The organism is Tessaracoccus massiliensis, from assembly GCF_000826065.2.
In the GTDB taxonomy this organism is placed as follows: Bacteria; Actinomycetota; Actinomycetes; order Propionibacteriales; family Propionibacteriaceae; genus Arachnia; species Arachnia massiliensis_A.
Genome location: NZ_LN623542.1, coordinates 392,782 through 405,227 on the forward strand (window position 1 = coordinate 392,782; position 12,446 = coordinate 405,227).

At 71.6% G+C, this 12,446-nt stretch carries 11 protein-coding genes; 1 reads left to right on the plus strand and 10 read right to left on the minus strand.

Features of this window, described 5'->3' with window-relative positions; all coding sequences use genetic code 11:
- Positions 1-8: 8 nt before the first annotated feature.
- The 7 genes from BN1186_RS08860 to BN1186_RS08890 are packed head-to-tail and all read right to left on the minus strand — an operon-like array spanning position 9 to position 8,045.
- Entirely contained in the window at positions 9-1,226 is a 1,218-nt protein-coding gene (locus tag BN1186_RS08860; RefSeq protein ID WP_040283672.1) for a CbiX/SirB N-terminal domain-containing protein, read from the minus strand.
- Entirely contained in the window at positions 1,223-3,625 is a 2,403-nt protein-coding gene (gene cobJ, locus BN1186_RS08865) for a precorrin-3B C(17)-methyltransferase (RefSeq protein WP_052459981.1), read from the minus strand. Before cobJ ends, BN1186_RS08860 begins: the two co-directional genes overlap by 4 nt.
- The gene (gene cobM, locus BN1186_RS08870) at positions 3,622-4,452 is read right to left on the minus strand and encodes a precorrin-4 C(11)-methyltransferase (protein ID WP_040283673.1); all 831 of its coding nucleotides are present in this window, start codon (positions 4,450-4,452) and stop codon (positions 3,622-3,624) included. Before cobM ends, cobJ begins: the two co-directional genes overlap by 4 nt.
- A complete protein-coding gene (gene cobI / locus BN1186_RS08875) occupies positions 4,449-5,126 on the minus strand; it encodes a precorrin-2 C(20)-methyltransferase (RefSeq protein ID WP_040283674.1) in 678 nt (225 codons plus the stop codon). Before cobI ends, cobM begins: the two co-directional genes overlap by 4 nt.
- A complete protein-coding gene (locus BN1186_RS08880) occupies positions 5,123-6,583 on the minus strand; it encodes a cobyric acid synthase (RefSeq protein ID WP_040283675.1) in 1,461 nt (486 codons plus the stop codon). Before BN1186_RS08880 ends, cobI begins: the two co-directional genes overlap by 4 nt.
- Positions 6,580-7,509: a cobalamin biosynthesis protein gene (locus BN1186_RS08885; protein ID WP_040283676.1), complete on the minus strand. Its 930-nt coding sequence runs from the start codon at positions 7,507-7,509 to the stop codon at positions 6,580-6,582. The genes BN1186_RS08880 and BN1186_RS08885 overlap by 4 nt, the downstream gene beginning before the upstream one ends.
- Positions 7,506-8,045, minus strand: coding sequence for a histidine phosphatase family protein (locus tag BN1186_RS08890; protein WP_040283677.1), 540 nt, complete (start codon positions 8,043-8,045; stop codon positions 7,506-7,508). The genes BN1186_RS08885 and BN1186_RS08890 overlap by 4 nt, the downstream gene beginning before the upstream one ends.
- A gap of 29 nt (positions 8,046-8,074) precedes the next feature.
- Between BN1186_RS08890 and BN1186_RS08895 the strand changes: the two genes are divergently transcribed.
- Positions 8,075-8,812: a cobalt-precorrin-6A reductase gene (locus BN1186_RS08895; RefSeq protein ID WP_040283678.1), complete on the plus strand. Its 738-nt coding sequence runs from the start codon at positions 8,075-8,077 to the stop codon at positions 8,810-8,812.
- Here the strand turns inward: BN1186_RS08895 and cobA are convergent.
- Genes cobA through cobO form a run of 3 tightly spaced genes read right to left on the minus strand, consistent with a single transcriptional unit; the run spans position 8,796 to position 12,438 of the window.
- Positions 8,796-9,542, minus strand: a complete 747-nt coding sequence (gene cobA, locus BN1186_RS08900) for a uroporphyrinogen-III C-methyltransferase (protein ID WP_040283679.1) — start codon at positions 9,540-9,542, stop codon at positions 8,796-8,798. The two genes, BN1186_RS08895 and cobA, sit on opposite strands and share 17 nt — an antisense overlap.
- Complete coding sequence (gene cobBC / locus BN1186_RS08905) at positions 9,539-11,896, minus strand: bifunctional hydrogenobyrinic acid a,c-diamide synthase/histidinol phosphate aminotransferase CobBC (protein ID WP_180349046.1); 2,358 nt, start codon at positions 11,894-11,896, stop codon at positions 9,539-9,541. The genes cobA and cobBC overlap by 4 nt, the downstream gene beginning before the upstream one ends.
- Positions 11,890-12,438: a cob(I)yrinic acid a,c-diamide adenosyltransferase gene (gene cobO, locus BN1186_RS08910; RefSeq protein WP_246043297.1), complete on the minus strand. Its 549-nt coding sequence runs from the start codon at positions 12,436-12,438 to the stop codon at positions 11,890-11,892. Before cobO ends, cobBC begins: the two co-directional genes overlap by 7 nt.
- Positions 12,439-12,446 lie beyond the last annotated feature (8 nt).

The window sequence follows — 12,446 nt, forward strand, 5'->3', positions numbered from 1 at the left end:
AATCCACGTCAGCCGCCCAGTAACTCCGCCACGACAGCGTCGCGCACGCGGGCAGACAACCGCGGGTCGCGCTGCCCCAGCACGCCGACGGTGAGGCCAGCCAGCCGTTCGGTCGCGGGCGTCCAGGACGTGCCGCCGCGGGCATCATCCGCTCGAACGCAGAAGATCCTCCGCCGCTCGCATTCGGCCGCGACCTCCGCGTTGACCTGCGGATCGTTCGTCGCGGCCAACACGTACCAGGCGTCGTCCAGCACCTCTGGCGTGAACGGAGCCTCGCTCCACGTCACCTCTCCAGCGCCCACACGACGGCGCAACTGCACGCTGAGCGTCGGGGAGACGAGGTGCACGCGAGCCCCGGCCTCGAGCAGCTTCGGCACGCGGCGATCCGCGACCCGCCCCGCTCCCACGACCACCACGTCCCGGTTCCGCAGCATCAAGCCAGCCAGGTAGGCAGGCGACCCCTCAGCCGCAGGCGACTCCCCCAGCGCCTCTCGATACCTGTCGATCACCACATCCGCCAACCTCTCGACGGGCCCGATCACGTCCGCGACCCGCACCTCGACCTCAGGGTGCCGCTCCTGCCACGCGGCCACCTGTTGGCGCATCCACGTCGAGAGCCTCCCCTCGAAGAGCAGGTTGCCCGCCACCACGATCTTCGGGTTCTCGCCGCCCACGGCCGCTAGGTCGTTCAGCACCTCCGGCAAGCCCGGGCGCGCGACCTGAGCCCATGCCGGCCAGACGCGGGCCACGTCGCCGCGCTCGTAGATCAAGCGGGCAAGCCGGGCATGATCGGCGTTCGCCTCCGCGACGGCGGCGCCTCGGCCGAGCAAGGCCACCGACACGTCCCGCGGATCCCATCCCGCGGCCGCCTGCGCAATGCGCTCACTCAAGAGGCCGAGCATGCGCGGATCGGCGCCGAGGTAGCGGGCGTAGCTGAGCTCCGCGTCGGGAAACTCCGCCGCGGCCTCGGCGATGGCCTCGGGGATGTCGACGCGCACGTGCGCGCCCGTGCCCATCATGAGCGGCACGACGATGGCCCGGTCAGCCCCGCCTCCGAGCGCCTGCCGGATCGCATCAGGGATGCTCGGCTCGTCGATCTCGACGAAGCCCAGATGCACGTCCACTACGCCGATGCGCTGGCGCACCACCTCGACGAGTTCGCGCGTCTGCCGCTGCCCGGCCGCGTCGCGGGTTCCGTGGGCGCTGATGATCAATGGGGCGTTCATAGGGTCTCCTCCGTGATGGTTCCTTCGGGGCCACGTCCATCGCCGCCCGTGCCGTCACCCAGCCACGCATAGTCGCGGGGTGTGATGAAGCGCAGCTCCCCGCCGCCCGAGGCGACGTACCTGCTGCGGCTGGAGCCGACGATGACGATGGAGTTCATGTCCACCATCTCCGGCGAGAACTCCGCCAAGGTCGACAAGGTGGCCTTCTGCTGCGGCCGTTCCGCCTGCCGCACCACGGCAACGGGCGTGCTCGGCGGGCGATGCGCACCCAGGATCTCGAGCGCCCGCGGCAGGTGGGCGCGGCGCTTCTTGGAGCGCGGGTTGTAGAGCGCAACGACGAAGTCACCCTCCGCGGCGGCCTGCAGGCGCTGCTCGATGGCCTCCCACTGGGTGTGAAGATCCGAGAGCGAGATGGTCGCATGGTCGTGACCCAGCGCCGCTCCCAGGATGCTCGACGCAGCAAGCGAGGCGGTGATGCCGGGCACCATCTCGACGTCGATGCCCATCGTGCCCTGCTCCAGCGTAGGCGAGGCCATGGCGTAGATCGACGGGTCGCCAGAACACACCAGCACGACGTTCTCGCCGCCGCGGGCCCGCTCGATCGCCTCGGCGGTGCGCGCCTCCTCGGTGCCCATCTTCTTGGCGGCGATGTCGCAGCCTGGCCGGGCGAGGTCGCGCACCTGGCGGACGTACGGGCCATAACCAATCAGGAAGGTGGCCTCACGCACCGCGCGCACGGCACGCGGGGTGAGCAGATCGCGGGCCCCGGGCCCGATGCCCACCACTGACAGCTTGCCCCGGGCGGGGAGCTCGCCGACGGCGCACGTGGCGTCAGTGCTGCGCTGCTTGGGCACGATCAACTGGGCGCCCCTCGCCATGACCGCCGCCTCCGACACACTGGGCGTACCCACGTGACTCTCGACGGTGCGGCTCGGCGTCGGCACCTCGAAGCTCGCGAGCTCCTCGGGCGGGTAGGTCGTGAGCGGCACGCCCAGCTTGGCCACCAACTGCACCAAACCCAGTTCACCGGCCTTCACATCGTGCGTGACGACGGCGGTCACGCTGTCGTGCGCCAGGCCCGCGCCGTCGAGCGTCTCGTGGAGCAGAGCCTCGAGATGCTCCCGGGAGGTGCCGGAGTTGCAACCCATCCCCACCACGAGGCTGGGCGGGTTCAGCACCACCGTGGGCACGGAGGATTCCGCGATCACCGCTTCGGCTGCGCGCTGCGATACGACGATGCGGGCCACCGGATTCTCGGCCTCCGCCGTCACGTTGCCAGGCAGCGCCGGCAGCGGCCAGGGGCGTTCCTTGATCAGAGCGACGGGGGCCTCGTCGATGATCGCCTGCGTCACCGCGGCCACGTCGCCGTGGTAGGGCCAGCCCAGCGTGTCGAGCGCCGGGAGGTTCAGGGCGTCGGTGGCCGTGGTGAGCACGGGCGTGGCGCCCAATGCGTCACCGATGCGGCGGGCGAGGTCGTTGGCGCCGCCGGCGTGGCCGCCGACGATGGGCACCGCGAACCGGCCCGCCTCGTCCACCACCACCACACCGGGGTCATGCGCCTTGTCTTGCAGCAACCCGGCGATGAGCCGGATGGTGGCGCCGGTGGCGAGGTGGGAGACGATCAGATCGCATTCGCCCCACGCGCGCGGCAGGCCCTCGGAGGCGACCCCGTCGTAGCGCCGCGACCTGATGCCCAGCGCCCTGTCGATGGCATCGGCATGGCGACGAGCCGCCTTGGAGTTGGTGATCTGCCCCACCACGGGCTCCCCTGCTTCAGCCGGCGGGCCGTCCTGAGCCACCTCGTCGGGGTGCGCGGAGAGGAAGATCGCGACGTGGGGCTCGGCGATGTCGTCGAGCGTGGCGGCCTCGGCCAGCGGCACGACGCGCACGCGCTCCTCCGGCTCGCCCAACTTCTCAGCGATGACCACCCAGCGGTCCAAGCCCTCAAGCTCGCGCGCCAGGTCAGCCGCAGAGGCAGCTCCGCTAGTCAGGACGGCGACCTTCGGGTGACGACGGACGGCGGCCAAGGCGACCCCCGGGTCTCGGCCGTGCGCGGTGACCACCTTCGCGTCGTCCCACGGGAGGCTGACGGCGGCGAAGGCCGCCGCGACGGAGGAGGGCGCCGTCACGGTGGTGAACGTGAAGCCCTCCCTGCGCAGCCGCGCGCCGATGCCGTAGAACAGCGGATCCCCGCTGGCGACGACCACCACGGTGTCATCCGCCGGCTGCGAGCGGATGGCGTCGACGGCGGCGCTCACCCCCCGCAGATGGAACGTGCGCTCCTCCGGCGCATCCAGCACGGCCAGGTGTCTGGCGGAGGCAACCACCAGATCTGCGGTGGCCACTGCGGCCCGCAGCTCTGGGGATGGAAGCCCCAGCAGGCCAAAGAGGGTGATCATTCGTCGTCCTTCCTGGTGGCGACGGCCCCGTGCGTGCGCAGTTCGGCCTGCGCCTCGGGGTCTGCCGCTCGGTATTCGTGGCGGAAGCCGGGGTGGTAGAGGTGGCTGCGGTACTCGACCGGCTCATCCGTGAGCGCCGGCCCCACCAGGACGATGGTGTGCTTCCAGAGCTTGTGCTCCTTCATCGTCTCGGAGAGGTGTTGCAGCTCGCAGCGCAGGATCAACTCGTCGGGCCAGGTGACCTGGTATCCGACGATGCAGGGGGTGGTGGGCGGATATCCGCCCGCGAGCAATTCGTCCTGGAGCGCCTTGTTGCGGGCGGCGGAGAGGTACAGCGCCATGGTGGTGCCGTGCTGCGCGAAGCCGCGGACGGTCTCCCGCTCGGGCATGGGTGTGCGGCCGCCCTCGAGGCGCGTGATCACCAGCGACTGGGCCACCTCCGGCCGGGTCAACTCCATGTCCGTGCGCGCGGCAGCGGCCGAGAACGCGGAGACGCCAGGCAATGACTCATAGGGCAGCCCAATCCTGCGGCACAGGTCCCGCTGTTCTGCGGTCGCGCCGTAGAGCGCCGGGTCGCCGGTGTGGATCCGGGCGACGAGGAGGCCCTCGTCCCGGGCGCGCTCCAGATGCGGCTGCAGGTCCTCGAGGGAGGCGGAGGCCGAGTCGATCACCAGGGCGTCCGCGCGTCGGTTGGCGATGAGATCCGGATGCACCAGCGAGGACGCCCAGATGATGATGTCAGCCTGCTCGATGATCCGGGCGCCGCGCACCGTGATCAGATCCGGCGCGCCCGGGCCCGCGCCCACGAACACGTAGCGGCCGCTCATGGCTTTCTCCGGGCCAGGACGGTGGAGAAGTAGCCGAGCTGCCCGCTCTGGGATGGGTCCGTGCTGATCCGGGAATCCTCCGTGCCGAGGTTGGATCCGACGGCGAGGTCATGGCCCGCGAAGACCTCCGCCACCATCTGGACCTGGCGCCCCGCCTTGTAGACCACGACGACGTCCGCGGCCTCGCGCGCCTCCCGCAGCCGATCGGCGCCCGCGGTGGCGGGCGCCAGAGCGAGGATCTCGTCGCCCAACACCAGCGGCCGGTTCTGTTCGGCCGCGAAGAGCTGCATGGCGGTGATGCCGGGGACGGTCTCGGACGCGACGCCGACGGGCATGAACTCGGCGACGTAGGAGAAGGTGGAGTACACGTTGGGATCCCCGATGGTGGCGAACGCGATCAGCTGGGCGCCGCTGGCGAACCGCTGCGCCACCGCCTCCGCGGCCTCGCGGCGGCTCTTTTCCCGCTCGCCAAGATCCCGGCTCATGGAGAACTCGATGCGCAGGATCTCGGCCTGCGGGGCCACCTCCCGCACGATGGTCTCGGCGCGGCCGAGCTTCGCGTCGGGGCACACCACCACGTCGGCCTCCGCGAGGATGCGGGCCGCGCGGAGGGTGACGAGCTCGGGGTCGCCCGGGCCCACCCCCACTCCCACAAGGCGTTTCTTGACGGTCACTGGGGTCTCCTTGGGTTGGGGCTCATGGCGAGCGCCAGGAGCTGGTCGAGGTTGAGGTGCTGCTCCATCGCGGCGGCGAGGGTGTCGATCATGGCCTCGCGGGCGTCGGCGAATCCCGGCGCATCCGGCCTGGGCTGCCACGTTGAGCCGGCCGCACGGGCGGCCTCCGCCAGCCATGCGCGGCGGAAGTCATCGGATTCGAAGGCGCCGTGCCACATGGTTCCCCAGGTGTTGCCGCGGCGGGTGCCGTCGAGGAACGGCTCGTCGGTGCTGCCAACGGAGGCGACCCCGTGGTGGATCTCGTAGCCGGTGGTGACCGGGTGCCCGCGCCACTGCCCGGTGGGGCGCGAGAGGGTCTTCTCTGCGCGGAAGTCGGTGCGGTGGCCGAGGATTGAAAGTCCACGGGCGCTCTCGCCCTCCACGCCGTCGGCGATCTCGCCGCCGAGCATCTGATAGCCCCCACAGATACCGACGGTGGTGCGGCCGTCGCGGTGACGCTCGGCCACGACATCGGCGAGGCCGCGGTCGCGCAGCCAGGCGAGATCGGAGACGGTGGCCCGCGATCCGGGCAGCACGAGCACGTCGGCGTCGTGCGCCACCCGTGGGTTGGTGGTCACGACGACGTCGACGCCCGGCTCCGAGGCCAGCGCGTCCACGTCGGTGGCATTCGAGATGCGCGGGAAGCGGATGACGGCCACCCTCAGCGACGCCTCGGGCGCGGCGGCGCGGGTGCGCCAGCGGCCCACCTCGAGGGTGTCCTCGCCGTCGAGCCAGACGCCGTCGAGCCACGGCAGCACCCCAAAGCTGGGCATGCCCGTGCGGCGGGTGATCTCGTCGAGGCCGGGAGTGAGGATGTGGGCGTCGCCGCGGAACTTGTTGATGACGTAACCAGCCAGCAATGCGCGGTCCGCGCCATCGAGGAGGGCCCAGGTGCCGTAGAGGGAGGCGAGTACGCCGCCCCGGTCGATGTCGCCCACCAGCACCACTGGCAGGTCGAATGCCGTAGCCAGGCCCATGTTCGTGTAGTCGCCCCGACGCAGGTTGATCTCCGCGGGCGACCCGGCGCCCTCGCAGATCACCAACTCGTGCGTCTCGGCCAACTCGCGATAGGCCGCGTGCGCGGCCTGCGCCAGATGGGCCCGATCCGTGGTGTACTGCCCAGACCTGAGCTCGCCAGCAGGCTGGCCGCGCAGGATCACGTGGCTGGTGCGTTCGCTGCCGGGCTTCAGAAGCACGGGGTTCATGGCGGTTGAGGGCGTGACCAGCGCCGCCTGCGCCTGCAGGTACTGGGCCCGGCCAATCTCGCCGCCCTCGACCACCATCGAGTTGTTGCTCATGTTCTGGGCCTTGAAGGGCGCCACGTCGATGCCGCGGCGCCGGGCGGCGCGGCACAGGCCCGTCACCACGAGGGATTTGCCCGCATCCGACGACGTTCCGGCAATCAGGATTCCGGTCACCGCTTCCTCCTCACGAGTACGGCCAGGGCGGCCGTTGCGGCGACGACAACCGCGCTCAAGGTGCCCGCCTTCCGGGCGTGCTCGGCACCCGGCCGGGGGCCGTCACCCAGCAGGCCCCGCTCCTCCACCCGCCCGGCGTAGACGTTGGTGCCGCCCAGCTGCACGCCGAGCGCGCCGGCGAACGCAGATTCGCACCAGCCGCCGTTGGGGCTGGGGTGGTTGCGCGCATCGCGCAGCATGATCCGCCACGCCCGCCGGGCGTCCCCTCCCACCAGCGGAGCGGCGGTGCAGGCGAGCGCGCCGGTGAACCTGGCCGGGGCCAGGCAGAGCAGATCGTCGAGCCGCGCCGAGGCCCACCCGAAGTTCTCGTAGCGCGGGCTGCGGCTGCCCACCATCGCGTCGAGCGTGTTGACGGCGCGGTGCGCCAGCAGCCCCGGCACGCCAGCGATCGCGCCCCAGAACAGCGACGCCACCGCGGCGTCGGCCGTGTTCTCCGCCACGGATTCGACGGTGGCCCGGGCCAACTCCGCAGGGTCGAGGGCGTTCGGGTCTCGGCCGCAGAGATGGGTGACGCGCTCCCGGGCGGCGGCCAGATCGTCGGCATCGAGATGGTTTGCCATGAGGTGCGCCTCGCGGCGCAGGCTCGCCGCGCCCAGGACGGCCCACGTCGCCAAAGCCGTGACTGCAGCCCGAGCCCAGAAACTGGATCTGGTCAGGCGCTCCGCCGCGACCCCGAGCGCCACCACGGGCCCCACCGTCGCCACCACGTGGCCGACGCCGGCGGCGCGGGAATCGGCGTAGGTGTGCTCCTCCACCTTGGCTGCTGCTTGGCCGAAGATCGCGACGGGGTGCCCGCGGTGAGGGTCGCCGGTGAGGGCATCCGCAGCAACGCCAAGGAGCAGCCCGAGTGCGCGTGGCCCGATCATGCGAACTCCTTCGGGCCGACGACGGCGGCCGAAGGCACGTCGACCCACTCGACGTCGCGGTGCCCCAATCCGTCGATCGCGGCGCACAGGATGCGGATGGTGTCGCCGTGGCTGACGAGGATGGCGTCGGTGGCGAGATCCGCGAGAAACGCGGTGACGCGCGCATGGACGTCCTGCACGGATTCCCCACCGCCCCAGCGGACCTCGGTGATGTGCTGGCCGGGCGGGGTGGGTTCTGCGGCCAAGTCGTCGTAGTGCTTCCCCTCCAGTTCCCCCAGACCCTGTTCCCGGAGGCGGGCGTCCACCTCCACCGTCCCGCCCAGGTGGTCCGCGATGATCTCGGCGGTATCGAGGGCGCGAAGCTGGTCACTGGAGATGATGCGCACGCCCGCCGGCAATTGCGCGGCCGCCTCCACGGCCTGCGCTCGGCCCAGGGGCGTCAGCGGCACGTCCATCGTCTGGCCCTGGAGGCGACGCTCGCGGTTCCAGGTGGATTCGCCGTGCCGCACGAGCCAGATCCTCACCCCGGCTGTCATGCCCGCCCCCTGTGCAGTTGACTGTAGGCATGACGGTGGTGATTGTGGGCGGGACGCTTCAGGCGCGTCGCCTCGCGGCGGAGCTGAATGAGCGAGGAGTGCGCGTGGTCTCCACTCTCGCCGGCCGCACGGCCACCCCTGCCGAGGTTGCAGGTGAGGTGCGCGTCGGTGGCTTCGGAGGCACCGCCGAGATGCGCGATTGGCTGCTGGCCGAGGGCGCCGTCGCGCTCATCGACGCGGCTCATCCGTTCGCCGCCGCCATGCACCGGCGCTGCGCCGTGGTGGCGCAGGAAGCGGGTGTGCCGCTGCTGCGGCTGAGCCGCGCGAGTTGGGCCGACCGCCCGGACGCTGAGGGCTGGACATGGGTGGACACGCACGACGAGGCGGCCGCCGCCGTCGCCCGCACCCCCGCGCTCATCACGGTCGGCAAGCAGGGGGCCGCCGCATACGCGCACATCGACGGCGCCGTCCTGCGCATGACGGAACTGCCCGCCGACCCACTCGAAGGGCTGGCGGAGGTGCTGCTCCAGCGCGGCCCGTTCACGATCGACGGCGAACGCGCCACGTTCACGGAACTCGGCATCCAAACCCTTGTCACGAAGGATTCCGGCGGGGATGAGACCAGCGCCAAGCTCGACGTGGCCGCTGAGCTGGGCTGCGCCGTCGTGGTGATCCGACGCCCAGCCACGCCGGGGGTGCCCAGCGTGACGGCCATCGGCGAGGCTCTCGAATGGTTGGAGAATCACGGGTTCATCCCTCCGGCGTGAAGCCCGCGACGTCACCGATGACGGTGATGGCTGGCGGCTGCACGTCGTTGCTCTCCGCGACGGCGGCCACCTGGCCGAGCGTCGTGCGCCAGACCTGCTCCCCCGCGACGGTGCCGTTGGCGATGATCGCGGCGGGCTGTTCGGCGGGGCGTCCCGATGCGAGGAGCGCCGCGGAGATGGCGGCGAGGTTGTGCACGCCCATGAGGATGACGAGGGTGAGCCCGCTCCTGCCGAGCTGCTCCCACGCGACGGTGCTGCGCTCGTCGTCCGGCGCCACGTGGCCCGAGACGACTGTGAAGCCCTGAACCAGCCCGCGGTGCGTGACCGGGATGCCCGCGACGCCGGGGACCGCGATGGCGGACGAGACGCCGGGGATCACGTTGACGGCGATGCCAGCGGCGGCGCACGCTTCCCACTCCTCTCCCCCGCGGCCGAAGACGAAGTTGTCGCCGCCCTTGAAGCGCACCACGCGCTTGCCGGCCTGCGCGTGCGTGACGAGCAACTCGTTGATCTGCTCCTGCGGCGTGAAAGCGCCCCGCGGGATCTTTCCGGCGTGGATGATCTCGCAGTCGGCGCGGCAGGCCGCGAGGGCGTCGAGGGGGGCGAGGCGGTCGGTGACCACGACGTCGGCCTCCTCCAGGGCCCGGAGGCCGCCGACGGTCAGCAGATCCGGATCACCTGGGCCTCCGCCCACGAGCGTGACGGTGCCTGGGGTGGGGCGAGCAGTCATGGGTTTCTCCTGAGGTTCTGCAGTGCGACGGCGAGTGCCGCGTTGGTGTGGGGGTCCTTGGCCGCGACCCGCAGCCAGGTGGCGTCGAGGCCAGGGAAGGTGTCGGCTCGGCGAGCGGCGAATCCCTCGACGAGCAGGGCCTGCTGCGCTTGGGGATGGCCGGTGTGGATGAGCGCGAACGGGGCGGCCATTGGGGCATCGATACGGGCGCTGAGGTCGCGTGCCATCTCCTGCCACGCCTCGGCGCGCGAGGTGGCGTCAGCCTCTGCCACCGCGATCGCCGCGGCCACCGCGGCGGCCGAGAGGCTCCAAGGCGGCTGCTGCTCGGCGCAGCGCGCGATGGTGCTGGCGTCGGCGGAGATCCAGCCCAGCCGCACCCCGGGGATCGCCCACAGCTTGGTGAGCGAGCGCACCACCACGATGCCGTCGGTGTCGCCCAACAGGGATTCGGGCTCCCGGGGGATCGAATCCAAGAAGGCCTCGTCGACGACGACGCGCAGCCCGGCGTCGCGGATCCGGCGGAGATCTGCGGCCGGGTGGAGCACCGATGTGGGGTTGGTGGGGTTGCCCACCCAGACGGTGTCGCAGCCGCGCGACCTCGCCGTCTGCACCACGAGATCTGGGGACAGCGTGAAGGGCGGTGGCAGGATCATCCGCTCGACTCTCACCCCGGCGGCGCGCAGTGCAGCCTCCGGTTCGGTGAACTGCGGGTGGATCATCAGGGCGCCGTCGGAGGGGAGGGCTCGGGCCAACAAGCCGAAGGCCTCGGCCCCGCCGGCGGTGGGAAGGACGAGTTCGGGCGCGAGACCGTGGACCGTGGCCAGCGCTTGGCGGGCCGGGGTGGCGTCCGGGTACTGGCCGATGTCTGCGGCCGCGATGGCGTCGAGCAGGAACTGCGGCGGCCCGGCCGGGTGGGTGTTGACCGCGACGTTGATGCCGCTGGCTCGAGCGTCCACGTCGCCGTGGTGGTTGAGGTCAGCCGTCTGCCGTTCGGCGTACGACGCGGCGGCCGCGGCGAAGCGCCGCGCGAAGTGCGGGGCGCCCGCCCAGTGGAGGTGCAGGTAGGACGCGTGGAGCGTGGCGGTGGCGGCGCCGTCGTGGGTCGCATCCCACCGCCAGGCCGGGGTGACGGCTGGGCCGACAGTGGCGCGCGTGCGGTGGAACTCGTGGCCCCAGACCTGTTCGCCGTCCCTTGTCAGGAGCGAATCAGGAGCAGTGGCGCGACGGTAGCCCATCGTGAGCCGGGAGTGCATGGCTGCGTCCAGCGGGATGGCGCCGGCCATCGCTTCGCCCTCCAGCGTGCGGCCGAGGTAGAGCATGCCGGCGCACTCGGCGACCGTGGGCAAACCCGCCGCCACCTGGGCCGCGATGTCGTCAAGCAGGGCGCGGTTGCCACCCAGCTCCGTCGCGAACACCTCGGGGAAGCCGCCGCCGAGGTACAGCCCGGCCGTCTCATCGGGGAGGGATGGGGCGATGAGCGGGTCGAACTCCTGGACGTCGCAGCCCGCCGCTTGGAGGAGCTCGGTGGTCTCGGCGTAGCGGAAGGTGAAGGCCCGCCCTGCCGCCACCGCGATCACCGGCCGGTTGGCGGCGGGTTCGACGCCAACGCCCTCCAGATCGAGCGCAGCCGACGGCGACCACGGCGCCACGTCCAGGTCCGGCGCCGCGCGCGCGATCTCGAGCAGGCGACCAAGGTCCAGCCCTGCCTCCACGCGGTCAGCCAAGGCCTGGACAACGTCGCGGGCCTGCTCCCGCTCCGCAGCCGGCACGAGTCCCAGGTGCCTCGAAGGCACCTCGATGTCGGCGTCACGGCGCAGCACTCCCAGCACCGGCAGGGTCTCCTCGACGGCGGCCCGCACCTCCTGCTCATGCCGCGGGGAGGCGACCTTGTTGAGCACCACGCCAGCCACCTGAATCCCTGGATCCCACGTGGCCATGCCGTGCACGAGTGCGCCGATGGAGCGCGACGTATGGGAGGTGTCCACGCACAGGATCACCGGCGTCCTCGTGAGGGCGGCCACGTGCGCGGACGAGCCCTCGCCGCCGGTGCCGAGCCGGCCGTCGAACAGCCCCATGACGCCCTCGATGATGGCGACGTCCGCCATCTCCGGCGTGGCCGCGCCATGCAGGAGCAGCGGGGCGATCAGCTCCGCACCGCACAGCACCGGGTCGAGGTTGCGCCCAGCCCGGCCGCTGGCCAGGGCGTGGTATCCGGGGTCGATGTAATCGGGGCCCACCTTGTGGGCGGAGACCTTCATGCGCCGCGCGAGCGCTGCGATGAGCCCGACGGTAAGCGTGGTCTTGCCGTGCCCGGAGGCGGGGGCGGCAATCAGGAGACGTGGCAGGTTCACCATTCGATGCCCGCCTGCCCGCGCTGCCCGCCGTCGAAGGGGTGCTTCACCTTGGTCATGTCCGTGACCAGATCTGCGGCCGCAACCAACTTCTCGGGCGCCCCCCGCCCGGTGATGACCACGTGCTGCGACCCGGGGCGGTTGCGCAGGTGCGCCAGCACGTCGTCGGTCTGTACCCAGCCGCGCGCCATGGGGTAGGTGAACTCATCCAGGATCAGGAGGTCGTGGCGCTCCGCGGCCAGCTGGGCGCGCACGTGCTCCCAACCGATCCGGGCCAATTCCTCCGCCTCGAGCGGCTGGTCCGCGTGGGGCCGGGACCACGTCCAACCACGCCCAAGGTGCTCCCACGTGACGGGCCCGCCCACTCCGTCGCGGCGGTGTGCGTCGTCGAGCGCGCGGAAGGCGGCTTCCTCCCCCGTGCGCCACTTGCCGGATTTCACGAACTGGTAGACGCCCACGTTCCAGCTCTGCGCCCAGCCGCGCAGCGCGATGCCCATCGCCGCCGTCGTCTTCCCCTTGCCCTCGCCCGTGTGGACGATCAGCATGGGGCTGT

Coding starts and splice junctions, on each gene's coding strand:
- BN1186_RS08885 (WP_040283676.1), bottom strand. CDS start 7,509: ATGATCGGGCCACGCGCACTCGGGCTGCTCCTTGGCGTTGCTGCGGAT.
- cobM (WP_040283673.1), bottom strand. CDS start 4,452: ATGAGCGGCCGCTACGTGTTCGTGGGCGCGGGCCCGGGCGCGCCGGAT.
- BN1186_RS08895 (WP_040283678.1), top strand. CDS start 8,075: ATGACGGTGGTGATTGTGGGCGGGACGCTTCAGGCGCGTCGCCTCGCG.
- cobA (WP_040283679.1), bottom strand. CDS start 9,542: ATGACTGCTCGCCCCACCCCAGGCACCGTCACGCTCGTGGGCGGAGGC.
- cobJ (WP_052459981.1), bottom strand. CDS start 3,625: ATGATCACCCTCTTTGGCCTGCTGGGGCTTCCATCCCCAGAGCTGCGG.
- BN1186_RS08860 (WP_040283672.1), bottom strand. CDS start 1,226: ATGAACGCCCCATTGATCATCAGCGCCCACGGAACCCGCGACGCGGCC.
- BN1186_RS08890 (WP_040283677.1), bottom strand. CDS start 8,045: ATGACAGCCGGGGTGAGGATCTGGCTCGTGCGGCACGGCGAATCCACC.
- cobO (WP_246043297.1), bottom strand. CDS start 12,438: ATGCTGATCGTCCACACGGGCGAGGGCAAGGGGAAGACGACGGCGGCG.
- cobBC (WP_180349046.1), bottom strand. CDS start 11,896: ATGGTGAACCTGCCACGTCTCCTGATTGCCGCCCCCGCCTCCGGGCAC.